Origin of the sequence: Pseudomonas taeanensis MS-3, from assembly GCF_000498575.2 — a bacterium.
In the GTDB taxonomy this organism is placed as follows: domain Bacteria; phylum Pseudomonadota; class Gammaproteobacteria; order Pseudomonadales; family Pseudomonadaceae; genus Aquipseudomonas; species Aquipseudomonas taeanensis.
Genome location: NZ_AWSQ01000001.1, coordinates 383,689 through 409,628 on the forward strand (window position 1 = coordinate 383,689; position 25,940 = coordinate 409,628).

Genomic DNA, 25,940 nt, shown 5'->3' on the forward strand with positions numbered 1-25,940 from the left:
TGACAGCTGCCAGCCCTAACCCGGCGCGAAACAGCCGACTCAAGCGGTCAGATTGAGTCCAGCGGATGCTTGTCATCGAGGCAGTTGGGGAGGTTTATGGCTGAGCAGGCTGGGGACATATCGTTCCTGCAATTCACCAACGTGAAGAAGACCTACGACCACAAGAATCTGGTGGTCAAGGATTTCAACCTGGATGTGGCTCAGGGCGAGTTCATCACCCTGCTCGGGCCCTCCGGTTCCGGCAAGACCACCTGCCTGATGATGCTCGCCGGTTTCGAGGACGTGACCAGCGGCGAGATCCTGATCAACGGCCGCTCGGTCACCAGCATCGCCCCCTACGCGCGCAACATCGGCATGGTGTTCCAGCAGTACGCGCTGTTCCCGCACATGACCATCCGCGAGAACCTCGCCTACCCGCTGAAGATCCGCAAGCAGCCCAAGGCGCAAATCCGCGCCAAGGTCGACGAGTACCTGGCCCTGGTCGAACTGCAGGACTTCGGTAACCGTTACCCCGGCCAACTCTCCGGCGGCCAGCGCCAGCGCGTAGCCCTGGCCCGGGCACTGATCTTCGCTCCGGACATCGTGCTGATGGATGAACCGCTCGGTGCCCTGGACAAGAAACTGCGCGAACAGATGCAGTTCGAAATCAAGCGCCTGCACGAGCAGCTCGGCTTCACCGTGATCTACGTCACCCACGACCAGACCGAAGCCCTGACCATGAGCGACCGCATCGCCGTGTTCAACAACGGTATCGTCCAGCAGTGCGCCCCACCCCACGTGCTCTACGAGCGCCCGGCCAACCTGTTCGTCGCCGACTTCATCGGCGAGAGCAACAAGCTCAAGGGGGTGATTGCCTCGGTCGCCGACGACACCGTCAGCGTACGCCTGGACGACGGCGCCCAGGTCAGCACACTGAGAGCCAACTGCAGCGAGATCGGCCTGCCGACCACCGTGTCGGTACGCCCGGAAAAACTCACCTTCACCGACCGTCTCGGCAGCGCCGGCAATCAGGTCAAGGCGCGCTTCATCACCCGCCACTATGTCGGCGAGTACATCCGCTACCACTTCCAGACCGCCGACGGCACCGAACTGGTAGTGAAAAACCTGAACGACAGTTCAGCCCCGCAACTCAGCGCCCAGGATGAGGTCGCTCTGGCCTGGCTGCCCCAGGACAGCCAGGCACTGGATCGACAGGACGTACCGACGACGCTCTGACCACTCAATGACAGGCAATGGAGCACAGCAATGGCTAGATCACTGACTACCGGCTTTTCCGCATTCGCCCTGAGCGCCGCACTGGCTATGACCTCGTTCGGCGCCCATGCCGCGGAGAGTCTGACCGTGGTGTCCTGGGGCGGCGCCTACGGCGCTGCGCAGAAGAACCACATGATCGACCCCTTCCAGAAAGACACCGGGGTCAAGGTGCTGTTCGAGGACTACTCCGGCGGTGTGGCGGAGATGAAGGCCCAGGTCGAGTCCGGCAACATCCAGTGGGACGTGGTCGACCTGGAGGTGATCGACCTCGAGCGAGCCTGTTCCGAAGGCCTGCTGGAAACCATTCCGCACGACATCCTGCCCGCCGGTGCCGACGGCACCCCGGCCGCAGACGACTTCATCCCCGAAGCCCTGGCCAGCGAATGCGCGGTCGGCAATATCGTCTGGTCGGTGGTGTTCGCCTACAACGAGAAGACTATCGGTGGAACCAAGGCCAGTTCGATCGGCGACTTCTTCGACACCCAGAAAATTCCCGGCAAGCGCGCCATGCGCAAACGCCCACAGGTCAACATGGAGTGGGCACTGCTGGCCGATGGCGTAGCCCCGGCCGAAGTCTATGAGGTGCTCGCCACCGCGGAAGGCCAGGCACGCGCATTTGCCAAACTGGACACTCTGAAGAACGACATCGTCTGGTTCGACTCCTGGTCGCAGGCCCCGCAACTGCTGAATGACGGCGGCGCGGTACTGGTGCAGTCGGCCAACGGGCGTTTCTATGACGCCATCCGCCAGGAAGGCAAACCCTTCGTCATCGTCTGGGATGGCCACGTCTACGACCTCGACGCCTGGGCGGTGCTCAAGGGTTCGCCGAAGAAGGACCTGGCGTTCAAGTTCATCGCCTACGTGACCGAATCCAAGCCCCTGGCCGGCATGTCCGACGTGGCCTATGGCCCGACCCGCAAATCCTCCGCACCGATGATGGACCCGGCGGCCGCACCGCACCTGCCCACCGCGCACCTGGATAAAGGCATCCAGGCGGGTTCGGACTTCTGGGCGGATTACGGAGAATCCCTCGGTGAAAAATTCAACGAGTGGTTGCTCAAGTAAAACCCAGACTCGCAGGGTGGGTTAGCCGCAGGCGTAACCCACCGGCCGACCAACGGTTTCGCCGAACAAGGCGATGCCTGCCGGCCTTGGTGGCGGGTTACGCCAGCTCTGCGAGACTGATCTCAGCCTGTGCCGATTTAGCGGAGGACTTGCGTGTCAACCCTGACCACTAGTGAAGCCAGCCAAGCCGCCGGTGCCCGTCGCAAGAAGCGCCTCAACGCCTTTATTTTCGTGGTGCCGCTGCTGCTGTTCATCCTGCTGACCTTCGTTGCGCCAATCGGCAGCATGCTCTGGCGCAGCGTGCATCACCCCATAGTGGCCGAACTGATTCCGCTGACCCTGGCCGAACTGCAACACTGGGACGGTCAGCAGATCCCGGACCAGAAAACCCTGACGCTGTTCGCCAGCGAACTGCACGGCCTGGCCAAACGACGCCTGTCCGGCAAACTGGCCGAGGAGATCAACCGCTCGTATGCCGGCATGTCCAGCGCGGTCAAATCCAGCGCCCGGAAGATTGGCCGACTGAAACCCGAACAACTGCCTAGCCAGGGCGCCGAAACCCTGCTCAAGGCCCACCGCAACTGGAGCAAGCCGGAACTCTGGTACGCCATCCAGCGTGCCGGCCAGGTCTACACCTACGACTACTACCTGACCGCCCTGGATCTGGAACTGCACCCGGACCAGGGCATCCAGGTCCGCGAAGACACGCAGATCTACCTGCAGCTGTACGGCAAGACCCTGAACATGGCGCTGGTGATTACCCTGCTCTGCGCGCTACTCGGCTATCCGCTGGCCTACTACTTGGCCAACCTGCCGGAGAACCGCGCCAACCTGCTGCTGGTGCTGGTGCTGCTGCCGTTCTGGACCTCACTGCTGGTGCGCACCACCGCCTGGATCGCGCTGCTGCAGACCAACGGCGTGATCAACTCCTTCCTGCTCAGCGCCGGCCTGATCGGTCGGCCCTTCGAGATGCTCTACACCTCGTTCGCCACCGTGGTGGCCATGACCCATATCCTCCTGCCGTTCATGATTCTGCCGCTGTACAGCGTGATGCGCGGCATCGACGCCAGTTACCTGCGCGCGGCCATGTCGCTCGGCGCCAAGCCGATCCCCGCGTTCGTGCGCATCTACTTCCCGATGACCCTGCCGGGCCTGAGCGCCGGCGCACTGCTGGTGTTCATTATCTCGGTGGGCTACTACATCACTCCGGCACTGGTCGGTGGCACCGATGGGCAGATGATCAGCAACATCATCGCCTTCCATATGCAGCGTTCGAGCAACTGGGAACTGGCCGCCGCGCTCGGCTCCCTGCTGCTGGCGCTGATCCTGCTGCTGTACTGGCTGTACGACCGCTACGTCGGCGCCAGCAATATCAAGCTGGGCTAGGAACAGAGGGGTTATGAGCATGATTCCTGCGCATTTCGGTATCTGGCACCGCCTCGGCGCCAGGCTGCTGCAAGTCAGTTCGTGGCTGGTGCTGCTGTTCCTGATCCTGCCGATCCTGGTCATAGTGCCGCTGTCGTTCAATATCGAGCCCTTCTTCAGCTTCACCGAAGGCATGCTGCGCCTGCAGCCCGAGGCCTACTCGCTACGCTGGTACCAGGCCATATTCGATGATCCGAAATGGATCCTGGCGATTCAGAACAGCTTTTTTATCGGTTTTTTCGCCACCCTCATCGCCACCGTACTGGGCACCTGCGCGGCAGTCGGCCTGGCCCGCGACGACATGCCGCTACGGCGCCTGATCACCGCCCTGTTGCTGTCGCCGATGATCGTGCCGCTGATCATCACCGCCGCCGGGATGTTCTTCTTCTACTCCGAACTGGGTCTGGCGGGCAGCTACCTGGGGGTGATCCTGGCCCACGCGGCGCTCGGCACCCCGTTCGTCATCATCACCGTCACCGCCACCCTGACCGGCTTCGACTATTCCCTGGCGCGAGCGGCGGTGAACCTGGGCGCCACTCCACTGCGGGTGTTCTTCGACATCATCATGCCGCTGATCCGCCCCGGGGTGATCTCCGGCGCACTGTTCGCCTTCATCACCTCTTTCGATGAAGTGGTGGTCATCCTGTTCATGGCCGGGCCGCAGCAACGCACTATTCCACGGCAGATGTTCTCGGGCCTGCGCGAGCAGATCAACCCGAGCATCCTGGCCATCGCCACCCTGCTGATCCTGGTGTCCATCGCCTTGCTGATCACCATCGAGCTGTTGCGCCGGCGCGCCGCACGACTGCGCGGCAGTGAGGCCGACGTCCCCCCTGCCGCGACGTCCTGAGCGGCAGTCGTCGAGCCGCCGCCGACTCGACCTTTCGCCGTAGCGCCCGCTGGGATTAGAATCATCCCTTTCCTGCCCACCCTTGGCGGACTTGTAAGCCCCGGCCGAGCCAGCGCTGATCCCGCGCCATCTCGTCGCCAGCCCCGCACGCGGTCACTTCCGTTTGCCTTGGGCCTGAACCCGGCTCACCATACGCAGCAACAGCCCTTTGAAAACGTAGCGCAGCCGTTTTCAGCCGCCGCTACCTGATTAGCCTCTGCAGGACTTATCGCCATGCCAGATTACCGCTCGAAAACCTCCACCCACGGTCGCAACATGGCCGGCGCTCGCGCCCTGTGGCGCGCCACCGGGATGAAGGACGAGGACTTCAAGAAGCCGATCATCGCCATCGCCAACTCCTTCACCCAGTTCGTGCCCGGCCACGTGCACCTGAAGGACATGGGCCAGCTGGTCGCCCGCGAGATCGAGAAGGCCGGCGGCGTGGCCAAGGAATTCAACACCATCGCCGTCGACGACGGCATCGCCATGGGCCACGACGGCATGCTCTATTCGCTGCCGAGCCGCGAGATCATCGCCGACTCCGTGGAATACATGGTCAACGCCCACTGCGCCGATGCCATCGTGTGCATTTCCAACTGCGACAAGATCACCCCCGGCATGCTGCTGGCCAGCCTGCGTCTGAACATTCCGGTGATCTTCGTCTCCGGCGGGCCGATGGAAGCCGGCAAGACCAAACTGGCCAGCCACGGCCTGGATCTGGTCGACGCCATGGTGATCGCCGCCGACGAAAGCGCCAGCGATGAGAAGGTCGCCGAGTACGAGCGTAGCGCCTGCCCGACCTGCGGCAGCTGCTCCGGCATGTTCACCGCCAACTCGATGAACTGCCTGATGGAAGCCCTCGGCCTGGCCCTGCCCGGCAACGGTTCGACCCTGGCTACCCACAGCGACCGCGAACAGCTGTTCCTGCAGGCCGGACGCACCGTGGTCGAGCTGTGCAAGCGCTACTACCAGGACGGCGACGAGTCGGCCCTGCCGCGCAACATCGCCAGCTTCAAGGCGTTCGAAAACGCCATGACCCTGGACATCGCCATGGGTGGTTCGACCAACACCATCCTGCACCTGCTGGCCGCGGCCCAGGAAGGCGAAGTCGACTTCGACCTGCGCGACATCGACCGCCTGTCACGCCGCGTACCGCAGCTGTGCAAGGTGGCGCCGAACATCCAGAAATACCACATGGAAGACGTGCACCGCGCCGGCGGCATCTTCAGCATTCTCGGCTCCCTGGCCCGTGGCGGCCTGCTGCACACCGACCTGCCGACCGTGCACAGCGCGACCCTGGCCGAGGCCATCGCCCAGTGGGACATTACCCAGACCGACGATGAAGCCGTGCACACCTTCTTCCGTGCCGGCCCGGCCGGCATCCCGACCCAGACCGCGTTCAGCCAGAGCACCCGCTGGGACACAGTGGACGACGACCGCGAGAACGGCTGCATCCGCAGCGTCGAACACGCCTACTCGCAGGAAGGCGGCCTCGCCGTGCTGTACGGCAACATCGCTCTGGACGGCTGCGTGGTGAAGACAGCCGGGGTGGATGAGTCGATCCACGTATTCGAAGGCAACGCGAAGATCTTCGAGAGTCAGGACAGTGCGGTGCGCGGCATCCTCAATGACGAAGTCAAGGAAGGCGACATCGTCATCATCCGCTACGAAGGCCCGAAAGGCGGCCCGGGCATGCAGGAAATGCTCTACCCGACCAGCTATCTGAAGTCCAAGGGCCTGGGCAAGGCCTGCGCCCTGCTCACCGACGGTCGCTTCTCCGGCGGCACCTCGGGTCTGTCGATCGGTCACGCCTCGCCGGAAGCTGCTGCCGGCGGTGCCATCGGCCTGGTGCGCGAAGGCGACAAGATCCTGATCAACATCCACGAGCGTTCGATCAACCTGTTGGTCAGCGACGAGGAAATTGCCCACCGCCGTCACGAACAGGACAAGAAAGGCTGGAAGCCGGTCGAAGTGCGCCCACGCAAGGTCACCACCGCGCTCAAGGCCTACGCCCTGCTGGCTACCAGCGCCGACAAGGGCGCGGTGCGCGATAAAGAGCTACTCGATCGCCTGGTTAAATAAACCTCGGCAGCAACGCAAGAGCCCGGCGCACTGCCGGGCTTTTTCATGTCTGCGGCATAGCGCTCAACTCACACCCATATAGCGGCCGGCACGGTGGTTGATCGCCAGCACCATATTCAGCGCCAGCGCTCCGAGGATCGACAACGCCACCTTGTCCGCGGGCACGATGAACACCGCGGCCAGCACTATCACCGCGTCTATACCCATCTGCACCTTGCCGGCGCGCAGGCCGAAGCGCTCCTGAAGGTACAGCGCGAGGATATTCACGCCGCCCAGGCTGGCGCGATGACGGAACAACATCAGCAAGCCGAGCCCCATGGCGAAGCCGCCGAACAGCGCCGCATAGACCACATTCAGCTGGGCGAAGCCGATCCACTGCGGGGTCAACTCAGCCAGCAGCGACACCAGGCCGACCGCGCAGACAGTACGCAGGGTGAATTGCCAGCCCATGCGCCAGATGGCCAAGCCATAGAACGGCAGATTGATCAGGAAGAACGCCAGCCGAACGGCCAACCGAGCAGGTACTTGAGCAGGAAGGCCAGACCGACGGTGCCGCCGGTCAGCAGCCCCGCGTGGCCATAGAGCACGATACCCAGGGCGACCATGGCGGTACCCATCAGCAGCGCCAGGGCGTCCTCCCATAGCGGATGGCGGATAAAGATCGCCGCAATGGCATCCGCCGGCGGATTCTCGGAGTTGGCGTCAGCCATGGTGCTACACCTGTGAATGCAGTGAACGAAGCGCGGATGCTAGGGCAATGACGTCCCAGCGGAACTGGCCGGGATCAAGAAAGCGGCTATTCAGCCCGCACCCAGGTCTCGAAGGCGTAGGCCGCCGTGTCCGCGCTGGCCGGATGCTGTTCCAAGGTCTCACGCTGCCAGTCGGCCTGGTTGAACGCGGGGAACCAGGCATCGCCTTCAGGGCACAACTCCACCCGTGTCAGGTACAGCCGGTCGGCCTGTTCCAATGCCTGCGTATAGAGCTGCGCGCCGCCGATCAGCATCAGCTCGTCGGCACCCTGTTCACGAGCCCAGGCTTCGGCACGCACCAAGGCGGCATCCAGCGACGGGAAAACTTCCGCTCCCTCCAGTGCCAGTCCGGGCTGGCGGCTGACCACCAGATTGAGCCGGCCCGGCAATGGCCGACCGAGGGAATCCCAGGTCTTGCGCCCCATGATGATCGGCTTGCCCAGGGTCAGCGCCTTGAAGTGCTTGAGATCCGCCGGCAGGTGCCAGGGCATTTGGTTGTCGCGGCCAATCACGCGGTTCTGCGCGAGGGCGGCGATCAGGCAGAGGGGGAGAGTAGTGTTCATGGCGGCGAGCATAGCAGAGCGACCGACACCCGCGCAGCCAGGCGCCTCGCTGTCGAGTCGAGCGACTCCTACGCGTGGCGGCTTCCTTTGCTGACGGGACTTAGCCCAAGCCGATGGCAGCGGTTATGCTCAGCCCCTGACCTCGCCAATGAGAAGCCGCGTGACTGCCGACACCTCTCCGACCCCACTGCAACGCCTATGGTTGACCGAAGCGATTCGCCTGCGCGAGGAACACGCCGGCCTGCTGGAGGACAACGAGGCCAACCGCCGCGCCCGAGCGGATGGCGGCACGCTGGCGCAGCGCATCCAGGCTCGCGCCCTGTTCCTCGCCCAGCGCGACGGCCAGTGGCAGGCGCTGTTGCATTGGCGCCAGGGCGCGCAACTGGCGCTTGCCGCCTTACTGCTGTTGGCCCTGCTCAGCGGTATCGGCCTGGCGGTTGCGGCCCTGGGGGACGGCCAGCGTCCGGTCAACGTGTTCTGGGCCCTGGGCAGCCTGCTGGGCCTCAACCTGCTGTTGCTGCTCGGCTGGGTCCTCGGCCTGCTCCTGACGCGCGACAACGCCGGCGCCCTGGGCCGGTTGTGGCTATGGCTCAGCGAAAAACTCGCCCGTGACGCCAGCGCCGCGCAACTGGCGCCGGCGCTGCTGGTACTGTTGCAGCGCCAACGCCTGAGCCGTTGGGGCCTGGGTGTGCTGGTGAATGGCTTGTGGCTGCTGGCCTCGCTCGCGGCCCTGGCGACCCTGCTACTCCTGCTCTCCACCCGCCGTTATGGCTTCGTCTGGGAAAGTACGATTCTCGGCAGCCAGACCTTTATCGCCCTGACCCAGGCCATCGGCGCGCTGCCGGCGTTGCTCGGTTTCGCCCTGCCGGATGCCGAGCTGATCCGCGCCAGCGGCGACAGCGCCCTGCTCAGTGAAGCGGCACGGCACAGCTGGGCCGGCTGGCTGGTCGGCGTGCTGCTGGTGTATGGCCTGCTGCCGCGCCTGCTGCTGGCCCTGCTGTGCTTGTGGCGCTGGCGCCTGGGTTGCGCAGCCCTGCAATTGAATACCGAGTTGCCCGGCTACGGCCTGCTGCGTGAACGCCTGCAGCCGAGCAGCGAGCGCCTGGGCATCTGCGATGCGGCACCGGCGCAGCTGCATCAGCCGCAAACCGGCGCCGGCCCACTGCAGAGCCAGGGCGCGCTGCTGGTCGCCATTGAACTGGACGACCGCCGCCCCTGGCCGCCAGCACTGCCCAAGAACATTGCCAACGCCGGGGTGATCGACAGCCGCGAGCAGCGCCAGCGCCTGCTCGAACAACTCACACGCTTTCCGCCGGCGCGCCTGGCCATCGCCTGCGACCCCCGCCGTTCGCCGGATCGCGGCAGCCTGGCGCTGCTCGCTGAACTGGCCCGCTGCGCCGGCGCCACGCGCATCTGGTTATTGCCACCGCCACCCGGCGAAGCCCTCGACAGTGAGCGCCTGGGTAACTGGCATCAGGCTCTGGAGCAGCTGCAACTGGTGCACAGTGACGGCGCGCCGCTGAACTGGCTGGAGCAGGGTCATGACTGAAACCGTAGCCCGGATGCAATCCGGGAACATCAGCGCCGGCTTGTCCCGGATTGCATCCGGGCTACGGAGCACTATCTCGTGAGTCAGCCTCTCAAGTTGGCCGTGGTCGGCCACACCAACGTCGGCAAGACCTCGCTGCTGCGCACCCTGACCCGCGACGTCGGTTTCGGCGAAGTCTCGCCGCGGGCCAGCACCACCCGGCATGTCGAAGGTGCGCGGCTGTCGGTGGACGGCCAGGCGCTGCTGGAGTTGTACGACACCCCCGGCTTGGAAGACGCCATTGCCCTGCTCGATTACCTGGAGCGCCAGGACCGCCCTGGCGAACGCCTGGATGGCCCGGCCAGGCTGGCACGGTTTCTCGACAGCAGCGAGGCGCGTCAGCGCTTCGAGCAAGAGGCCAAGGTGCTGCGCCAGTTGCAGGCCTCGGACGCCGGCCTCTATGTGATCGACGCACGCGAACCGGTGCTGGCCAAGTACCGTGACGAACTGGCAGTGCTGAGTCTGTGCGGCCGACCGCTACTGCCGGTGCTGAACTTCGTTGCCAGCGCCAATCACCGCGAAGATGAGTGGCGCGACACCCTGGCCCGCCTCGGCCTGCATGCGCTGGTGCGCTTCGACAGCGTGGCGCCACCCCAGGACGGCGAACGGCGCCTGTATGAGAGCCTGGCGCTGCTTCAGGAAAAAGCCCGCGAGCCCCTGCAACGGCTGATCGACGACCATGAACGCCAACGTCTGGCCCGCCAACACAGCGGCGCCCGGCTGATCGCCGAACTGCTGCTCGACTGCGCCGCCTACCGCAGCAGCGTGGCCAACGACGCCGCGCAGGAACAAGACGCGATCCGCGCACTGCGCGCGACCATTCGCCAGCGCGAACAGCGCTGTGTCGATGCCCTGTTGCGTCTCTACGCCTTTCGCCCGGAAGACGCCCGGGCCGGCGAGCTGCCGCTGCTCGACGGGCGCTGGGGCGACGACCTGTTCAACCCGGAAACCCTCAAACAGCTCGGGGTCAAAGTCGGCGGTGGCATGGCCGCCGGCGCGGCGGCCGGTGCCGGCATCGATCTACTGGTTGGCGGCATCACCCTCGGCGCCGCCGCGTTGCTCGGCGCCCTGGCCGGCGGCGGCCTGCAGACCGCGCGCAACTATGGCGGACGACTACTCGGCAAGTTCAGGGGGCAACGCGAATTGACGGTGGACGACGTCGTACTGCGTCTGCTGGCCCTGCGTCAGCGCCAGTTGCTCAACGCACTGGCAGCGCGGGGCCACGCGGCGACCACGGCGATCCAGCTGGACACAACGCAGGACAAAGGCTGGCGCGAAAACAAACTGCCCGAGCCATTGCGCAAGGCCCGCGCTCACCCGCACTGGTCGAGCCTGCAAGCAAACGCTTGGCGCGACACCCCGGAGCGGGGTGCCGAGGTGGATGAGCTAGCCCGCCTGCTGCTGGAAGACCTACAACCGTCTCAAGGCGTACCGAGGTAAATCTGTAGCAACTTGGCCCAGTCGTCGCTGCCGGTGACCCGCAGGATCTCCAGGCTGAGTGGCTCGCGATAAGGGCTGCCGCTGGCCACAGCGAAAGCATAGGCCTGATTCTCGAAGGTGCCCGAGAGCACCCGCAAGCCGCCATTATCCATCTCGGTATTGCGGTACTGCAGGATCGGCAGATCGTAGACCACCGCGTCCGTCTCACCCTGCTGTACCGCACGCATGGCGCTGAGCAGATTCGGATAGCTGCTGTGGCGGATGCGCTGGCCTTCTAGAAAACGGGCGCTGACGGTCTTGTCGATAGTCGCTACATGGGACCGACGCAGATCTTCGACGCCTTGAATGCCACCCTGCAAATTGCCCACGGTCAGGGCGCTGGCGACCGCCGCAGTGAAGGTCGACACCATGATCAAGCCGGCGAACATCCAGACCAGGCCGATCAGCCGGCCGCCCAGGGTCACCGGGGCCTTGTCGCCATAGCCCACGGTGGTCATGGTCACCGCCGCCCACCAGAAGCTGGAACCCAACCCCTGAGCCGGACTACCGCCGAACTGCTCCTGATTGTGGCGCCGCTCGAACACCCAGACCAGTGCTCCGACGAGCAACAGCAGCGCTGCCAGGCCCAGTACCAGGCTGACGAACTGCCAGGACAGCAGCCCCTTGACCGTGCTCCAGGCACTGCCTTCGCCGCCTCTGGGCACCGCAATAGCCAGACCGGTCTGATAGAAGGGATGGGTGAAGTCGAAGCGCGCCTCGCGCTCGGCAGTCATGGTCAGGGCACCGACCACAACGTCCAGTTTGCCGGCCTCGAGACCGGGCAGCAGCTCCTTGAAGGCCATGGGCTGCAACTCGAAGCGGTAACCCAGCTTCTCGGCGATGTCCTTCCACAGGTCGATGCTGATGCCGCGCCAGTTGCCATTTTCTTCATGGATCACGAACGGTGGCACTTCGCTGATGCCAACGCGCAACACCGGCCCGGACGGCTCGTCTGCCCAGCTCGGCAGGACCAGACAAAACAGCAGCAAGACGCTCAGAATTCTCGGCATAAACAAGGCCCTCCCCGGCTCAAACAGGACCCAGAGTAACAAAAACCAGGGTTGACCCCGCTGCCGAGACTCTGCGGCTTAAAAACCTGGGCGCGCGTTCTCGCCCAGGTAGGTCTCACGCCTGCGGGCTCAGACCGCCACTGGCGCGGGGATGTGCGGGTGCGCCTGATAGCCGAGCAGCTCGAAGTCCTCGAACTTGAAGGCCAGCAGATCCTTGACCGCTGGATTGAGCTGCATGCGCGGCAGCGGCAACGGCTCGCGCGTCAGTTGCAGGTCGGCCTGCTCGAGGTGGTTGGCGTACAGGTGGCAGTCGCCACCGGTCCAGATGAACTCGCCCGGCTGCAGGTCGCAGACCTGGGCGACCATCAGGGTCAGCAGTGCATAGCTGGCGATATTGAAGGGCACGCCGAGGAAGATATCCGCCGAGCGCTGGTACAGCTGGCAGCTGAGCTTGCCGTCAGCCACGTAGAACTGGAACAGCGCGTGGCACGGCGGCAAAGCCATCTGCTCGACCAGCGCCGGGTTCCAGGCGGAGACGATCAGCCGGCGCGAGTCCGGGTTGCGCTTGATCATCGCGACCAGGTTGGTGATCTGGTCGATCGACTCACCGTTGGGCGCCGGCCAGTTTCGCCACTGGTAGCCGTAGACCGGGCCGAGGTCGCCGTTCTCATCGGCCCACTCGTCCCAGATTCTGACGCCGTTATCCTTCAGGTATTTGATATTGGTATCGCCCTGGAGGAACCACAGCAACTCGTGGATGATGGATTTGAGGTGGCACTTCTTGGTGGTGACCAAAGGAAAGCCCGCGGCCAGGTCGAAGCGCATCTGCTGGGCGAACAGGCTGTAGGTGCCGGTGCCGGTGCGGTCGCTCTTGAAGGTACCGGTCTCGCGCACCAGGCGCATCAGGTCGAGGTACTGCTTCATTGCGCGGCTCCCTGGGCGGGTTGCCGGCGATAGGCCCAGGCGATCAAGCCGATGCCGCCGAGGATCATCGGCAGGCTGAGCACCTGGCCCATGGTCAGCCAGCCCCAGGCCAGGTAACCGAGCTGGGCGTCCGGCACCCGGACGAACTCGACGATAAAGCGAAAGACCCCGTAGCTCAGGGCGAACATGCCCGAAACCGCCATGGTCGGGCGTGGTTTGCGCGAATAGAACCAGAGGATGGCGAACAGCGCCACGCCTTCCAGGGCAAACTGGTACAGCTGCGACGGATGCCGCGCCAACTGCTGCGGGTCAGTCGGGAAGACCATCGCCCAGGGCACATCGGTTGCCTTGCCCCAGAGTTCGGCATTGATGAAATTGCCGATGCGCCCGGCACCCAGGCCAATGGGCACCAGCGGCGCGATGAAGTCCATCAGCTGGAAGAAGCTCTTGTCGTTGCGACTGCCGAACCACCAAGTCGCCAGCATCACCCCGATAAAGCCACCGTGGAACGACATGCCGCCCTTCCACACCTGCAGGATCAGGCTCGGCTGGGCCAGGTAGGCTTCCAGATCGTAGAACAGCACATAGCCCAGACGGCCGCCGAGGATCACCCCCATGGCCACCCAGAACACCAGGTCGGAGAGTTTTTCCTTGTTCCAGTGCGGGTCGAACGCCTGCAGGCGGCGCGAGGCCAGCAGCCAGGCTCCGCCGATACCGATCAGGTACATCAGTCCGTACCAATGGATTTGCAACGGGCCGAGGGCGATGGCCACCGGGTCTATCTGCGGGTAAGGCAGCATTTCACTTCCTCAAATCAAAAAATTCAGGCCCACGCTGAACAGCAGCAGGGCGAACAGACGCTTGAGCACGCGCGGCGACAGGCGGTGCGCCAGGCGGGCGCCGAAACGGGCGAAAAACATGCTGGTGGTGGCGATGCCGGCCAGCGCTGGCAGGTATACGAACCCCAGGCTCCAATCCGGCAATTGTGGATTGTCCCAGCCCAACAGCATAAAGCTCAACGCCCCCGCCACGGCAATGGGCAGGCCGCAGGCCGCCGAGGTGGCCACCGCCTGCTGGATTGGCACGCTGCGCCAAGTCAGGAAGGGCACGCTGAGCGAGCCGCCACCGATGCCAAAAATCGCCGAGGCCCAGCCGATCACACCACCGGCGGCGGTCAAGCCGAGCTTGCCAGGCACCGCGCTGCTGGCCTTGGGTTTCAGTTCCAAGGTCATTTGCAGGGCGATGATGATGGCGAATACGCCGATGATTTTTTGCAGCAGCGGACCCTGGATCAGCGCGGCAGTCGCCGAGCCCAGCGCCGCACCAAACAGAATACCCAGCGCCATCCAGACAAACAGCGGCCAGCGCACCGCACCTTTGCGCTGATGCTCCAGCACCGAATTGATCGAGGTGAAGATGATGGTCGCCAACGAAGTACCCACGGCCAAATGCGTGAGCACTTCGGGCGCGACGCCCTGAGCAGCAAAACTCAGCACCAGCACCGGCACGATGATCAACCCGCCGCCGACGCCAAACAGCCCGGCCAGCACGCCGGCCGCCGCGCCTAGCAGCAAATACAGCAGCAGTTCCATCGACACCCCCCAGGCAAAGGCGCATGGTAACGGATGCGCACGCCTGCCTCTACTGAACGAGCGATGGCTGCTCACTGCACTGAGGGGGAAAGCACCGCCGCCGCCCCCGCAACCCTAGCCCCACGCTCTACTGAAACGAGCCTGCAATTATCTGCAGTTGAGTCACCTGGAAAGCGGCCGTAGCCTGGAATTAGGAACCGACAGCCCTTCAGCAACTCGCGCCTGCTAATGGCCGATTTCGGCTTTGCCGCACAGTTGATCGCACATGCGCTCGGCAAGTTGCTAGCCAGACGATTTCTACGTCTAAGCTTACCCCCCAGGTTGTTGATCCAACCATTTGGAGCCTCGCAGAGGCCTGCCCAGATGGAGGAACGGATTCTTTTGGAGCTTGGCCTAAGCTGCGGCGCACATAACGTTCGCCTGCACATTGGCGCCGAACTGGATGTCGGTGCTATACAAGAGAAATTCGATACCTAAGGAGTCACCATGTGCCTGATCGTCTTCGCCTGGCGCCCCTCCCACGACATCCCTCTGGTTCTCGCCGCCAACCGCGACGAGTTCTATGATCGCCCCAGTCTGCCGCTGGCAGCCTGGGAAGACGCACCGGGGATCTATGGTGGACGCGACCTGCAGGCCGGAGGGACCTGGCTGGGCGTCGGACCTGACGGACGCTTCGCCGCCCTGACCAATATTCGTGACCCGCGCCAACCACCGTTCGGCCGCTCCCGCGGCGAGTTACCGGTGCAGTACCTGAGCGGTCCGCTGGGACCAGAGGCCTTCTTGCTGGACTTGGCAAAACGCGCGGGTGAATACTCGGCCTTCAACCTGCTGATTGGCGATCGCCATGAGCTATGGATGTTGAGCTCGCGTAAGGGCGTGCCCGAGCGACTCAGCGAAGGGCTTTACGGACTGTCGAACGCAGACCTGGATACGCCCTGGCCGAAAGTCGAAAAGGGCAAGGCACTACTTAGCGAATGCCTGATAGAACCGCAGACATCCTCCTTGCTCGACTTGCTCCACGATGGTCAACAGGCTGCGGACGCGATTCTGCCGGACACAGGCGTCGGCATGAACACCGAGCGGCTGCTCTCGAGCATCTTTATCGCCACCCGCAGCTACGGCACCCTCGCCAGCACGGCGCTACTGGTCAAGGCCGACGGAACAAGACAACTAGTCGAACGCAGCTATGGTCCCAACGGCAAGCATTTGGGCGATGTCTGTCTCGACCTGGAGCCGTGATCGGGCCCTGAGCCAGGAGTCTGTGCTCTGGACGGGCCCCTAGGCCTGGATATCCGAGGCTGGGTTGATCATTCGACCCAGACCGAGGTTGCGCAGGGCCAGTTGCAAGACGCTGTGATTCAGCTGCGGATTGTCATTGCACATCAACTGGGCCAGGAGCTCCCTGGCCTTGCTCAAGCTGATCTGGCGCAGCAGCCATTTCACCTTGGGCAAGTTGGTCGCGTTCATCGACAGGCTGTCGAAGCCCATGGCCATCAACAACACCGCCGCAGCCGGATCGCCCGCCATTTCGCCGCAAATACTCACCGGCTTGCCTTCGGCGTGGGCGTCGTCGACCACCTTGCGCAACGCTTGCAGCACAGCCGGGTGGAGGAAATCGTAGAGGTCGGCAACCCGCGGATTGTTGCGATCAACCGCCAACAGGTATTGCGTCAGGTCGTTCGAGCCGACCGAAAGAAAGTCCACTTGGCGCGCCAGTTCGCGGGTCTGATAGACCGCGGCGGGGATCTCGATCATCACCCCGATGGGTGGCAACGGGATGTCCACCCCCTCGTCACGCACCTCACCCCAGGCCCGATGGATCAGGTGCTGCGCCTCTTCCAATTCCTGGATACCGGAAATCATCGGCAACAGGATGCGCAGGTTATTCAGCCCCTCGCTGGCCTTGAGCATGGCACGCGTCTGCACCAGGAATATCTCCGGGTGATCGAGGGTCACGCGGATACCACGCCAGCCGAGAAAGGGGTTCTCCTCCTTGATCGGGAAGTAGGACAAGGCCTTGTCACCACCGATATCCAGGCTACGCATGGTCACCGGCAAGGGATGGAAAGCGGCCAACTGCTCCCGGTAGATCGCCAGCTGCTCCTTCTCGCTGGGGAAGCGGTCCTTGATCATGAACGGCACTTCGGTGCGGTACAGGCCGACGCCCTCGGCGCCACGCTCTTGAGCCCGCACCACATCGGCGAGTAGACCGGTGTTGACCCACAGAGGCATGCGGTGACCATCCAGGGTCTCGCAGGGCAAGGCGCGCAGGGCATCGAGCCCCTGACTCAGCTGGCGCTCTTCCTCGACCACCTCGGCGTACTGCTTGCGCAGAATCTCGCTGGGGTTGGTGAACACCTCGCCGTGATAGCCGTCGATGATCAGTTGAATGCCGTCGATCTTCGAATAGGGCAGATCGACCGCGCCCATCACCGTGGGAATGCCCATGGCGCGGGCGAAGATCGCCACATGCGAGTTGCCCGAGCCGAGCACCGAGACCAGGCCGACCAGTTTGCCTTCCGGCACCTCGCCGAGCATCGCGGGCGACAGCTCCTCGCTGACCAGAATGCAGTTATCCGGATATTCCAGGGTCTGCTGGCGAGCCTTCTGCAGGTAGGCGAGCAGGCGCCGGCCGAGATCCTTGACGTCGGACGCCCGTTCGCGCAGGTAGGCGTCGTCCATCAACTCGAAGCGATTGACGTGTTCGCTGACCACCTGGCACAAGGCGCCCTGAGCCCACTGCCCAGTCTTGATGATCTTGACCACTTCGTTGCCCAGGGCGGCGTCTTCCAACATCATCAGGTAGACGTCGAACAGCGCCCGTTCCTCGGGACGCAGTTGGGTGGCCATCTTCGCCGAGAGGTTGCGCATATCCTCGCGCACCCCTTCCAGGGCGGTCTGAAACAGCGCCAGCTCGGCGTCGATGTCGGTGACTGTCTTGTCCGGCACCACATCCAGATCGGCCGCTGGCAAGACCACCACGGCCGTACCAATGGCCGCGCCGGGCGAGCCCGGCACGCCGATAAACTTGGCCTCCTGAATGCCCTTGCCCTGTTTGCCCAGGCCACGGATCGAACCGGTCGCCTCGGCATGCGCGATAACTCCGGCGAGCTGGGCGCTCATGGTCACCAAAAAGGCTTCTTCGCCCTCGTCGAACTGGCGACGTTCCTTCTGCTGGATGACCAGCACCCCCATCACCCGCCGGTGGTGAATGATCGGTGAACCGAGGAAGGAGGCGTAGCGTTCCTCGCCGGTTTCGGCGAAGTAACGGAAGCGTGGGTGACTGGCGGCGTCTTCCAGGTTGAGCGGTTCTTCGCGCGTGCCGACCAGGCCAACCAGGCCCTCGTTCGGCGCCATGCTGACCTTGCCGATAGAACGCTTGTTCAGGCCATCGGTGGCCATCAGGACGAAGCGGTTGCTCTCGGGGTCGAGCAGATAGACCGAGCAGACCTGGCTGCTCATGGCGGCCTTGACCCGCTGCACGATGATGCCCAACGCCGCATTGAGGTCCTTGGCGGCATTTACTTCCTGGACGATCTTGCGCAGCGTATTGAGCATGGTTCGGCTCTAGTCCGTATCAGTTCAGTCCAACGCCAGCAGGCGCGGAGCGAGTTCCTTAAGGGCGCGACGGTAAACCTCGCGCTTGAATGTGACCACCTGACCCAGTGGATACCAGTAACTGACCCAACGCCAACCATCGAATTCGGGTTTGTTGGTCAGGTCCATGCGCACACGTTGCTCATCCGAGGTCAGACGCAACAGGAACCACTTTTGCTTCTGGCCGATGCACAGCGGTTGGCTGTGGGTCCGTACCAGGCGCTGGGGCAGACGATAGCGCAACCAGCCACGGGTGCAGGCGAGAATTTTCACATCGCGCTGCTCTAGGCCGACTTCTTCGTTCAACTCACGATACAGCGCCTCTTCAGGCGACTCATGGTCGTTGATTCCACCTTGCGGAAACTGCCAGGCCTCCTGGTTAATCCGACGCGCCCACAGCACCTGGCCGACCTCATTGGTCAGGATGATGCCGACATTGGGACGAAAACCATCTGGATCGATCACGGCGCACAACCTCGTAAACGCATGTTTCGGCATTGTTCCACAAAGGCCGCAGCAGCGGCAACGCGACGGACAAGCCTAATAGGAATGGCCGCTAAAAGCCGCTATTCTGGCCGCCATTCGATGTTTTTATTTAAAGGTGTCCCGTGCGTTTGGCTCTATTCGATCTCGACAACACCCTGCTCGGCGGCGACAGCGACCACGCCTGGGGCGACTATCTGTGCGCGCGCGGCATTCTCGACGGCGTCGCTTACAAGGCGCGCAACGATGCCTTCTACCAGGACTATCTAGCCGGACAACTGGATATCACCGATTACCTGAATTTCAGCCTGGAAATCCTCGGCCGCAGCGAGATGGCTCAGCTCGAACAGTGGCACCGCGAGTTCATGCGCGACTGCGTGGAGCCGATCATCCTGAGCAAGGGCGAGGCCCTGCTGGCCGAACACCGCGCCGCCGGCGACAAGCTGCTGGTCATCACCGCCACCAACCGCTTCGTCACCGCACCGATTGTCGCGCGCCTGGGGGTCGACACCCTGCTGGCCACCGAGTGCGAGATGCATAACGGTCGCTACACCGGTCGCACCACCGACGTGCCCTGCTTCCGCGAAGGCAAGGTCACCCGCCTGAATCGCTGGTTGCAGGAAACAGGCTTCAACCTGGACGACAGCTGTTTCTACAGCGACTCGATGAATGATCTGCCGCTGCTCGAGCAGGTAACCCGCCCGGTGGCAGTCGACCCCGACGCGAACCTGCGCGACGAAGCACAAAAGCGCGGCTGGCCAGTGATTTCACTGCGCTGACACGAGCCGGCTGCACAACGAAAAACGCCGCCTGAGCAGGCGGCGTTTTTGTCTGCCAGCCAGCCTCAGGCCGGCTTGGCGCCCATCAGCCCCATGATCACCAGCACCAGCAGCAGTATCAGCCCGGCATAAGCGGCCGTAAAACGCAGCAAGCGGGCCGGCGCCGGAGTGTCGCCCAGAGCCTGCCAAGCCGACAGACGAGCGGCCAGCAACAGCAGCAACACCGCCAGCACCCCGAACAATGCACTACTCGCCAGCAGCCAGGTCTGCCCCAGTGGCCAGGCGGCCAGATTCACCAACCACCAGCCGCTGACCGGCAGGCTCAAGGCCAGCAACCCGAGCAGCGGCAGGCTGATCAGCCGGGTACGCCGCAGCTTGCGCTGCAATACGGCCGCATCGCCGCCGCGCCAGGCCTTCCACAGCATCACCACGTGAGCTATTAGGCCGAGCAGCAGCAGAATGCCTGGCAGGCTATGGGCGATTTTCAGCAACTGATAGTGCTCCACGGACTTACCCCAGAAAAAGTTTGTAGGCCGGGTTGTCGGTTTCATCCCAATGCGGATAACCGATGGCATCCAGCGCCGCGGGAATCAAATGACGCTCCTCGTCCGGCACCTGCAAAGCCGCCAGCACTCGACCATCGGCAGCGCCGTGGTTGCGGTAATGGAACATCGAGATATTCCAGCGCCCACCGAGCTTTTGCAGGAAATTGAATAGCGCACCGGGCCGCTCGGGGAACTCGAAGCGAAACACTACTTCATCGCTGACCCGCGCCGCATGGCCGCCGACCATATGGCGGATATGCAACTTGGCCAGTTCGTTGTCGGTCAGATCCTGCACCGGAAAGCCCTGGCTGCGCAGGCTTTCCACCAGCGCCGCACGCGGGTCGCTTTCCGGGTGGGTCTGCACACCGACGAAGATGTGCGCCTCGGTGGCGGTGTGGTAGCGGTAGTTGAATTCGGTGATCTGGCGCTTGCCGATCGCTTCGCAGAAGGCCTTGAAGCTGCCCGGCCGCTCCGGGATGGTCACGGCGATGATCGCTTCGCGTTTCTCGCCCAACTCGGCCCGCTCGGCGACATGCCGCAGGCGGTCGAAGTTGACGTTGGCGCCCGAGTCGATACCGACCAGTACCTGCCCGCTGCAGCCTTCGCGCTCGACATATTTCTTGATCCCGGCCACACCCAGGGCGCCGGCCGGTTCGGTGATCGAGCGAGTGTCGTCGTAGATGTCCTTGATCGCCGCACAAATCTCATCGCTGCTTACGGTGATGACTTCGTCGACATAGTCCTTGCAGATGTCGAAGCCGTGCGCGCCGATCTGCGCCACCGCCACGCCGTCGGCGAACAATCCCACCTGGCTCAGCACCACGCGTTCGCCGGCGGCCATGGCGGCCTGCAGGCAGTTGGAGTCGTCCGGTTCGACACCGATGATCTTGATCTCGGGACGCAGGTACTTCACATAAGCCGCGATCCCGGCGATCAACCCACCGCCACCGACCGGCACGAAAATCGCGTCCAGCTGGCCGGGGTGTTGACGGAGAATTTCCATGGCCACGGTACCCTGTCCGGCAATGGTGTGCGGGTCGTCATAGGGGTGGACATAGATGTAGCCCTTTTCTTCCACCAGCTTCAGCGAATGGGCCAACGCCTCGGGGAAGCTGTCACCATGCAGCACCACCTTGCCGCCGCGCGAGCGCACGCCATGCACCTTGATCTCCGGGGTGGTCTTGGGCATCACGATGGTCGCCTTGACCCCCAGCACCTTGGCCGCCAGGGCCAGACCCTGGGCATGGTTGCCGGCCGAGGCCGTGACCACGCCGCGCGCCTGCTCTTCGGGCGTGAGCTGCGCCAGCTTGTTGTAGGCCCCGCGAATCTTGAACGAGTACACCGGCTGCAGGTCTTCGCGCTTGAGCAGAATCTGGTTGCCCAGTCGTTCGGAAAGCTGGTTGGCGGTTTGCAGAGGGGTTTCCACCGCCACGTCATAAACGCGCGAGGTGAGGATCTTCTTGACGTACTGTTCGAGCATGGCGGCATCGCTGGCGGGCTTTCGGGGAACCACCGAGTCTACCCCAGGCGTCCGCCGAACGACCACCGGCAATCTAAGGGGCTCGCGGGCGCTAGCCACCCTGACCTGTGGCGCATGCCGCTTTGGCGGCGAGTCGGCGGACACAGCGCTTGATCCTGGGCGAGGTTTGCCTGCGCTTGCGGCTATAATCCACAGCCTCCGTCTCTCTTCTCTCTGTGTGGAACCCGGCATGAATCAGGATCAACTCAAGCAAGCGGTCGCCCAAGCGGCAGTCGACTTCATCCTCCCCCAACTCGACGCCAAGAGCATCGTCGGGGTCGGCACTGGCTCCACCGCCAATTGCTTTATTGATGCCCTGGCCCAGCACAAAATGGCATTCGACGGCGCCGTAGCCAGTTCGGAAGCCACCGCCGCTCGCCTGAAAAACCACGGCATCCCGGTCTATGAACTGACGACGGTTAGCGACCTGGAATTCTATGTCGATGGCGCCGACGAGAGCGACGAGCACCTCAACCTGATCAAGGGTGGTGGCGCCGCGCTGACCCGCGAGAAGATCGTCGCAGCCGTGGCCAAGACCTTTGTCTGCATTGCCGACGCCAGCAAGCTGGTGCCGGTACTCGGCGCCTTCCCACTGCCAGTGGAAGTGATCCCGATGGCGCGCAGCCATGTGGCCCGCGAGCTGGTCAAACTGGGCGGCGATCCGGTGTATCGCGACGGCGTGATCACCGACAACGGCAACCAGATCCTCGACGTGCACAACCTGAGCATCGTCAACCCGCGCGAATTGGAAGCGCAGATCAACAATATCGTCGGCGTAGTCTGCAACGGCCTGTTTGCCGCACGCCCTGCCGACTTGCTGTTGCTCGGCACCGACCAGGGCGTCAGGCAGCTCAAGCGCTAGCCATCCAGGCTGGGGGATACGCGCACGAAGTGGTTCGCTCAAGTAGCCGAGCCTGGCGCGACGTAACCCAGCATGGCTGGCGCGAGTGCCGACGTCATGCTGGGTTACGCGGCGCTGTACGACGAGGGCCGAGGCCAGGCGGCATGTGAGAGCCGCGTTCTATCACCTAGCCGGCGTTCTTCTTGAATACGTACAGCAGGTTGGGCTCGCTGACGATATAGATATTGCCCGCCGCATCCATGGTCACCCCTTCCCCTTGTTTGATGCTGCTGCGCAAGCCATGCAGGCCTGCGCTGAGGCTGATGAAACTGACCGGCTCACCGCGACCGTCCAACTCAAGCAGCATGCGTGACTCATCGGACAGCACCAGCGAGTGCCCGGTGCGCGCGTCGTAAGTCAGGGAGGAGATATCGCGAACGAACAGATTTCCTGCCGGCATGGCTTGCAGGCCACTCGACACACCGTCCTCTCCAGGCAACGCCAGGCTGAACAAGCCCAAGGGGCCACGTTCCTTGCCCAGCAGCACCCGCTGCCGGCGGGAGTCCCAGGCAATACCCTCAAAGCCCTTATTGCCGGCATCGGCAAAGCCCAGATCGAAGGATGGATAATCCTGCGCATCGAGGCTCAGCGCATCGGCGGCCAGACTGAAGGCGGTCAGCGTGCGCAGACGCTCGTCGATGATCGCCAACTGGCCGCCCGCGAGTACCTCGACCCCCTCGGGATTGGCGAAGCCGGTGAGCGCAATGCGTCGCAGCACATCGCCGCCGAGCGACAACTCGACCAGCTGCGGATGCCTACCGGTCACGGTGAATAGCGTATCGGTGCCGGCGTTGTAGGTCAGACCGGAGGTTTCATCCTCTTCCAGCCCGGCGAGCGGCCTGCCCTGGACCACCACCCGATAGCCTGGCAGCCAGATGCTCGCCTGCTGATCGGCGCGACTCAGGCGCTGTTCTTTAAACCAGAAATAAGCACGGTCATCCCAGTGCTGATAGTTGACCAGCGCCGTAATGAGGGCCAATAGAACGATCAGCGTCAGCCAGCGCAGACGCGAGACACGGAACAACACAGCAGGCATCGAGCTCAACTCAATAGAACGATGGCCATCAGACTAGAGGTCAGCGATTAAGGTTCGATTACCGACGAGGTCGATAGAGGCGCCTCCTGGCGCCCCATACTTAGAGCACGCGACTGGCGAAGCGGGAGTGGCCAGGCAACTCTAGCACCAGCTCGTCGCCTTTATGTAACGGCCCGACGCCTGCCGGCGTGCCGGTGAGAACGACATCGCCCGGCTGCAGGCTGAAATGGCCGCAGATGTGCTGGATCATCGGCAGGATCGGATTAAGCATGTCGCGGCTGTTTCCATCCTGCCGCACCTCGCCGTTGATGCTCAAGCGAATGCCGATGTCGCTCAGGTCTTCCGGCGCGTCACCCGGGACGAACGGGGCCAGCACGCAGGCGCCGTCGAAAGACTTGGCGACCTCCCAGGGGTAGCCCTTTTCCTTCAGTCGGGCCTGCAGGTCGCGCAGGGTCAGGTCGAGGGCCGGAGCGAAACCGGAGATGGCATCCAGCACCTCTTCACTATTGGGCGTGCGGGACAGCGGCTTGCCGATCAGCACGGCGATCTCCGCCTCGTAATGCACCGCACCGCGATCGGCCGGGATGCTGAAGCCATCGTCCAGCGGCACCACACAGCTGCCGGCCTTGATGAACAGCAGCGGCTCGCTCGGCACCGGGTTATTCAATTCCTTGGCATGCTCGGCGTAATTGCGCCCAATGCACACCACCTTGCCCAAGGGGAAGTGGATATGGGTGCCGTCGACATACTGGTGCTGGTAACTCATCACCGACTCCTAGGTCTGATCAATACTGGACTGGCCATGATGGCCGAGCGACAGGACGCTGTCGCTGCTACCAAAGGCTCAGGTTGTGGGCTATCGCTGCGCTCAGCCCAACCTACGCGCTTCGTAGGAGCCAGCTTGCTGGCGATCCTATGCAACGCAACAGCATCGCCAGCAAGCTGGCTCCTACCGCGCGCAAACTCCGCAAGCATGGCGCGCGAAGCCCGCAGTAGCCTTCAGGGGAAAATCTTGCCAGGGTTCATGATTCCGTTCGGGTCGAATACCGCCTTGATCGCCTTCATATAGCCGATTTCCGCCTCCGAGCGGCTGTAGGCAAGGTAATCACGCTTGGTCATGCCGACGCCGTGCTCGGCGGAGATCGAGCCGTTGTATTTCTGCACGATCTCGAACACCCATTTGTTCACCGTGGCGCACTTGGCGAAGAACTCGTCCTTGCTCAGCTCCTCCGGCTTGAGGATGTTCAGGTGCAGGTTGCCGTCGCCGATATGGCCGAACCAGACGATTTCGAAGTCCGGGTAGTGTTCGCCGACGATGGCGTCGATGTCGTGCAGGAAGGCCGGCACCTTGGAGACGGTGACCGAGATGTCGTTCTTGTACGGGGTCCAGTGCGAGATGGTTTCGGAGATGTATTCGCGCAGTTTCCACAGATTCTGCAGTTGCTGCTCGCTCTGGCTCATCACGCCATCCAGCACCCAACCCTGCTCGACGCAGTGTTCGAAAGTGGCCAGGGCGGCGTCGGCCACCTCCTCGGTGGTCGCCTCGAACTCCAGCAAGGCGTAGAACGGGCACTCGGTGTCGAAGGCAGCCGGCACATCGCCGCGCGCCAGCACCTTGGCCAGCGCCTTGTCGGAGAAGAACTCGAATGCGGTCAGGTCGAGCTTGTTCTGGAAGGCGTGCAACACCGGCATGATCGAGTCGAAATCGGCGGCGCCGAGGACCATGGCGGTGAGGTTCTGCGGCGCACGATCCAGGCGCATGGTTGCCTCGACCACGAAGCCCAGGGTGCCTTCGGCGCCGATGAACAGCTGGCGCAGGTCATAGCCGGTGGCGTTCTTGATCAGGTCCTTGTTCAGCTCCAGCAACTCGCCTGTGCCGGTGACCACTTTCAGCCCGGCCACCCAGTTGCGGGTCATACCGTAGCGAATCACCTTGATCCCGCCGGCATTGGTGCCGATATTGCCGCCTATCTGACTGGAGCCGGCCGAGGCGAAATCTACCGGGTAATACAGCCCCTGCTCTTCGGCGAAGGCCTGCAACTGCTGAGTAATCACGCCCGGCTGACAGACCACGGTACGGTCAAAGGCGTTGAAACCGAGAACCTGGTTCATGTAGTCGAAGGCGACTACCACTTCGCCGTTGGCTGCCACCGCTGCGGCGGACAGTCCGGTACGCCCGCCAGACGGCACCAGCGCGACCTTGTGCTGATTGGCCCAACGGACGATGGCTTGCACCTGCTCGATGCTCTTGGGGAAGACAATGGCGCTAGGGGCCGGCGCGAAATGCTTGGTCCAATCCTTGCCGTAGGCGTTGAGCGAATCGGCGTCGGTGAGCACCTTGCCGGGCTCAACCAGGGTCTTTAGTTCGTCGATCAAGGCAGTTGTGGTCATCAAGTGAACTCTCAAACGATTCATGGTCGCCCTGAGAACCATTCAGGTCGCAACCAAGCATGGAAAAAG

General features: G+C 63.4%; 22 protein-coding genes and 1 pseudogene. 10 read left to right on the plus strand and 13 right to left on the minus strand.

All coding sequences use genetic code 11. The annotated features are described in order from the left end of the window. Nucleotides 1-96: 96 nt before the first annotated feature. The 5 genes from TMS3_RS01635 (at nucleotide 97) to ilvD (ending at nucleotide 6,715) form a co-directional block, all read left to right on the plus strand. A complete protein-coding gene (locus TMS3_RS01635; RefSeq protein ID WP_025163498.1) occupies nucleotides 97-1,215 on the plus strand; it encodes an ABC transporter ATP-binding protein in 1,119 nt (372 codons plus the stop codon). 30 nt (nucleotides 1,216-1,245) lie between these two features. Further along, nucleotides 1,246-2,319: an ABC transporter substrate-binding protein gene (locus TMS3_RS01640; protein WP_025163499.1), complete on the plus strand. Its 1,074-nt coding sequence runs from the start codon at nucleotides 1,246-1,248 to the stop codon at nucleotides 2,317-2,319. 153 nt (nucleotides 2,320-2,472) lie between these two features. Continuing rightward, nucleotides 2,473-3,705, plus strand: coding sequence for an ABC transporter permease (locus tag TMS3_RS01645; RefSeq protein ID WP_025163500.1), 1,233 nt, complete (start codon nucleotides 2,473-2,475; stop codon nucleotides 3,703-3,705). A 13-nt stretch (nucleotides 3,706-3,718) separates the two neighbouring features. Next, nucleotides 3,719-4,594, plus strand: a complete 876-nt coding sequence (locus tag TMS3_RS01650) for an ABC transporter permease (protein WP_025163501.1) — start codon at nucleotides 3,719-3,721, stop codon at nucleotides 4,592-4,594. 273 nt (nucleotides 4,595-4,867) lie between these two features. Further along, complete coding sequence (gene ilvD / locus TMS3_RS01655; protein ID WP_025163502.1) at nucleotides 4,868-6,715, plus strand: dihydroxy-acid dehydratase; 1,848 nt, start codon at nucleotides 4,868-4,870, stop codon at nucleotides 6,713-6,715. Between the two features lie 63 nt (nucleotides 6,716-6,778). Here ilvD and TMS3_RS01660 read toward each other — a convergent pair. Continuing rightward, a pseudogene (locus TMS3_RS01660) lies at nucleotides 6,779-7,425 on the minus strand (YitT family protein). Nucleotides 7,426-7,511: 86 nt separating this feature from the next. Beyond that, entirely contained in the window at nucleotides 7,512-8,039 is a 528-nt protein-coding gene (locus TMS3_RS01665) for a dihydrofolate reductase (protein WP_025163503.1), read from the minus strand. A gap of 136 nt (nucleotides 8,040-8,175) precedes the next feature. Between TMS3_RS01665 and TMS3_RS01670 the strand changes: the two genes are divergently transcribed. After that, nucleotides 8,176-9,576 (plus strand): DUF2868 domain-containing protein, encoded by a 1,401-nt coding sequence (locus TMS3_RS01670; RefSeq protein ID WP_029866049.1) that lies wholly within the window; start codon nucleotides 8,176-8,178, stop codon nucleotides 9,574-9,576. A 78-nt stretch (nucleotides 9,577-9,654) separates the two neighbouring features. Then, on the plus strand, nucleotides 9,655-11,055 hold the full coding sequence (locus TMS3_RS01675; protein WP_025163505.1) for a DUF3482 domain-containing protein: 1,401 nt from the start codon (nucleotides 9,655-9,657) through the stop codon (nucleotides 11,053-11,055). On the opposite strand, the gene TMS3_RS01680 is transcribed toward TMS3_RS01675, so the two are convergent. The 4 genes from TMS3_RS01680 to TMS3_RS01695 all read right to left on the minus strand — a co-directional run bounded on the left by TMS3_RS01680 (nucleotide 11,037) and on the right by TMS3_RS01695 (nucleotide 14,620). Beyond that, nucleotides 11,037-12,104, minus strand: coding sequence for a transporter substrate-binding domain-containing protein (locus TMS3_RS01680; protein ID WP_025163506.1), 1,068 nt, complete (start codon nucleotides 12,102-12,104; stop codon nucleotides 11,037-11,039). The two genes, TMS3_RS01675 and TMS3_RS01680, sit on opposite strands and share 19 nt — an antisense overlap. Nucleotides 12,105-12,233: 129 nt before the next feature. After that, entirely contained in the window at nucleotides 12,234-13,028 is a 795-nt protein-coding gene (locus tag TMS3_RS01685) for a thymidylate synthase (protein ID WP_025163507.1), read from the minus strand. Continuing rightward, the gene (lgt, locus tag TMS3_RS01690) at nucleotides 13,025-13,828 is read right to left on the minus strand and encodes a prolipoprotein diacylglyceryl transferase (protein ID WP_025163508.1); all 804 of its coding nucleotides are present in this window, start codon (nucleotides 13,826-13,828) and stop codon (nucleotides 13,025-13,027) included. The genes TMS3_RS01685 and lgt overlap by 4 nt, the downstream gene beginning before the upstream one ends. Before the next feature lie 9 nt (nucleotides 13,829-13,837). Further along, nucleotides 13,838-14,620 (minus strand): sulfite exporter TauE/SafE family protein, encoded by a 783-nt coding sequence (locus TMS3_RS01695; RefSeq protein WP_025163509.1) that lies wholly within the window; start codon nucleotides 14,618-14,620, stop codon nucleotides 13,838-13,840. Between the two features lie 486 nt (nucleotides 14,621-15,106). Between TMS3_RS01695 and TMS3_RS01705 the strand changes: the two genes are divergently transcribed. Further along, on the plus strand, nucleotides 15,107-15,859 hold the full coding sequence (locus tag TMS3_RS01705) for an NRDE family protein (RefSeq protein WP_025163511.1): 753 nt from the start codon (nucleotides 15,107-15,109) through the stop codon (nucleotides 15,857-15,859). A 39-nt stretch (nucleotides 15,860-15,898) separates the two neighbouring features. Here TMS3_RS01705 and ptsP read toward each other — a convergent pair whose 3' ends face one another. Then, a complete protein-coding gene (gene ptsP, locus TMS3_RS01710; RefSeq protein ID WP_025163512.1) occupies nucleotides 15,899-18,178 on the minus strand; it encodes a phosphoenolpyruvate--protein phosphotransferase in 2,280 nt (759 codons plus the stop codon). Between the two features lie 24 nt (nucleotides 18,179-18,202). Next, a complete protein-coding gene (locus TMS3_RS01715; RefSeq protein ID WP_025163513.1) occupies nucleotides 18,203-18,682 on the minus strand; it encodes an RNA pyrophosphohydrolase in 480 nt (159 codons plus the stop codon). A 143-nt stretch (nucleotides 18,683-18,825) separates the two neighbouring features. Between TMS3_RS01715 and TMS3_RS01720 the strand changes: the two genes are divergently transcribed. After that, entirely contained in the window at nucleotides 18,826-19,479 is a 654-nt protein-coding gene (locus tag TMS3_RS01720; protein ID WP_025163514.1) for a histidinol-phosphatase, read from the plus strand. Nucleotides 19,480-19,544: 65 nt separating this feature from the next. Here TMS3_RS01720 and TMS3_RS01725 read toward each other — a convergent pair whose 3' ends face one another. Both TMS3_RS01725 and ilvA read right to left on the minus strand, forming a co-directional pair. Continuing rightward, nucleotides 19,545-19,985, minus strand: a complete 441-nt coding sequence (locus TMS3_RS01725) for a DUF2269 family protein (RefSeq protein ID WP_025163515.1) — start codon at nucleotides 19,983-19,985, stop codon at nucleotides 19,545-19,547. A gap of 4 nt (nucleotides 19,986-19,989) precedes the next feature. Continuing rightward, the gene (gene ilvA, locus TMS3_RS01730; RefSeq protein ID WP_268787833.1) at nucleotides 19,990-21,537 is read right to left on the minus strand and encodes a threonine ammonia-lyase, biosynthetic; all 1,548 of its coding nucleotides are present in this window, start codon (nucleotides 21,535-21,537) and stop codon (nucleotides 19,990-19,992) included. A 196-nt stretch (nucleotides 21,538-21,733) separates the two neighbouring features. Here ilvA and rpiA point away from each other — a divergent pair, with 196 nt between their 5' ends. Next, nucleotides 21,734-22,405 (plus strand): ribose-5-phosphate isomerase RpiA, encoded by a 672-nt coding sequence (rpiA, locus tag TMS3_RS01735; protein ID WP_025163517.1) that lies wholly within the window; start codon nucleotides 21,734-21,736, stop codon nucleotides 22,403-22,405. A gap of 166 nt (nucleotides 22,406-22,571) precedes the next feature. Here rpiA and TMS3_RS01740 read toward each other — a convergent pair whose 3' ends face one another. The 3 genes from TMS3_RS01740 to TMS3_RS01750 all read right to left on the minus strand — a co-directional run bounded on the left by TMS3_RS01740 (nucleotide 22,572) and on the right by TMS3_RS01750 (nucleotide 25,871). Further along, nucleotides 22,572-23,480 (minus strand): SdiA-regulated domain-containing protein, encoded by a 909-nt coding sequence (locus TMS3_RS01740; RefSeq protein WP_025163518.1) that lies wholly within the window; start codon nucleotides 23,478-23,480, stop codon nucleotides 22,572-22,574. 100 nt (nucleotides 23,481-23,580) lie between these two features. Beyond that, nucleotides 23,581-24,246, minus strand: a complete 666-nt coding sequence (locus TMS3_RS01745; protein ID WP_025163519.1) for a fumarylacetoacetate hydrolase family protein — start codon at nucleotides 24,244-24,246, stop codon at nucleotides 23,581-23,583. Nucleotides 24,247-24,479: 233 nt separating this feature from the next. Further along, the gene (locus TMS3_RS01750) at nucleotides 24,480-25,871 is read right to left on the minus strand and encodes an FAD-binding oxidoreductase (RefSeq protein ID WP_025163520.1); all 1,392 of its coding nucleotides are present in this window, start codon (nucleotides 25,869-25,871) and stop codon (nucleotides 24,480-24,482) included. Between the last annotated feature and the right edge of the window lie 69 nt (nucleotides 25,872-25,940).

What these genes read in the sequence shown, in the direction of transcription:
- TMS3_RS01635 (WP_025163498.1), top strand. Translation starts at nt 97, where the DNA reads ATGGCTGAGCAGGCTGGGGACATATCGTTCCTGCAATTCACCAACGTG.
- TMS3_RS01640 (WP_025163499.1), top strand. Translation starts at nt 1,246, where the DNA reads ATGGCTAGATCACTGACTACCGGCTTTTCCGCATTCGCCCTGAGCGCC.
- TMS3_RS01650 (WP_025163501.1), top strand. Translation starts at nt 3,719, where the DNA reads ATGAGCATGATTCCTGCGCATTTCGGTATCTGGCACCGCCTCGGCGCC.
- ilvD (WP_025163502.1), top strand. Translation starts at nt 4,868, where the DNA reads ATGCCAGATTACCGCTCGAAAACCTCCACCCACGGTCGCAACATGGCC.
- TMS3_RS01665 (WP_025163503.1), bottom strand. Translation starts at nt 8,039, where the DNA reads ATGCTCGCCGCCATGAACACTACTCTCCCCCTCTGCCTGATCGCCGCC.
- TMS3_RS01670 (WP_029866049.1), top strand. Translation starts at nt 8,176, where the DNA reads ATGAGAAGCCGCGTGACTGCCGACACCTCTCCGACCCCACTGCAACGC.
- TMS3_RS01680 (WP_025163506.1), bottom strand. Translation starts at nt 12,104, where the DNA reads ATGCCGAGAATTCTGAGCGTCTTGCTGCTGTTTTGTCTGGTCCTGCCG.
- TMS3_RS01685 (WP_025163507.1), bottom strand. Translation starts at nt 13,028, where the DNA reads ATGAAGCAGTACCTCGACCTGATGCGCCTGGTGCGCGAGACCGGTACC.
- lgt (WP_025163508.1), bottom strand. Translation starts at nt 13,828, where the DNA reads ATGCTGCCTTACCCGCAGATAGACCCGGTGGCCATCGCCCTCGGCCCG.
- TMS3_RS01695 (WP_025163509.1), bottom strand. Translation starts at nt 14,620, where the DNA reads ATGGAACTGCTGCTGTATTTGCTGCTAGGCGCGGCGGCCGGCGTGCTG.
- TMS3_RS01705 (WP_025163511.1), top strand. Translation starts at nt 15,107, where the DNA reads ATGTGCCTGATCGTCTTCGCCTGGCGCCCCTCCCACGACATCCCTCTG.
- ptsP (WP_025163512.1), bottom strand. Translation starts at nt 18,178, where the DNA reads ATGCTCAATACGCTGCGCAAGATCGTCCAGGAAGTAAATGCCGCCAAG.
- rpiA (WP_025163517.1), top strand. Translation starts at nt 21,734, where the DNA reads ATGAATCAGGATCAACTCAAGCAAGCGGTCGCCCAAGCGGCAGTCGAC.
- TMS3_RS01740 (WP_025163518.1), bottom strand. Translation starts at nt 23,480, where the DNA reads ATGCCTGCTGTGTTGTTCCGTGTCTCGCGTCTGCGCTGGCTGACGCTG.
- TMS3_RS01745 (WP_025163519.1), bottom strand. Translation starts at nt 24,246, where the DNA reads ATGAGTTACCAGCACCAGTATGTCGACGGCACCCATATCCACTTCCCC.
- TMS3_RS01750 (WP_025163520.1), bottom strand. Translation starts at nt 25,871, where the DNA reads ATGACCACAACTGCCTTGATCGACGAACTAAAGACCCTGGTTGAGCCC.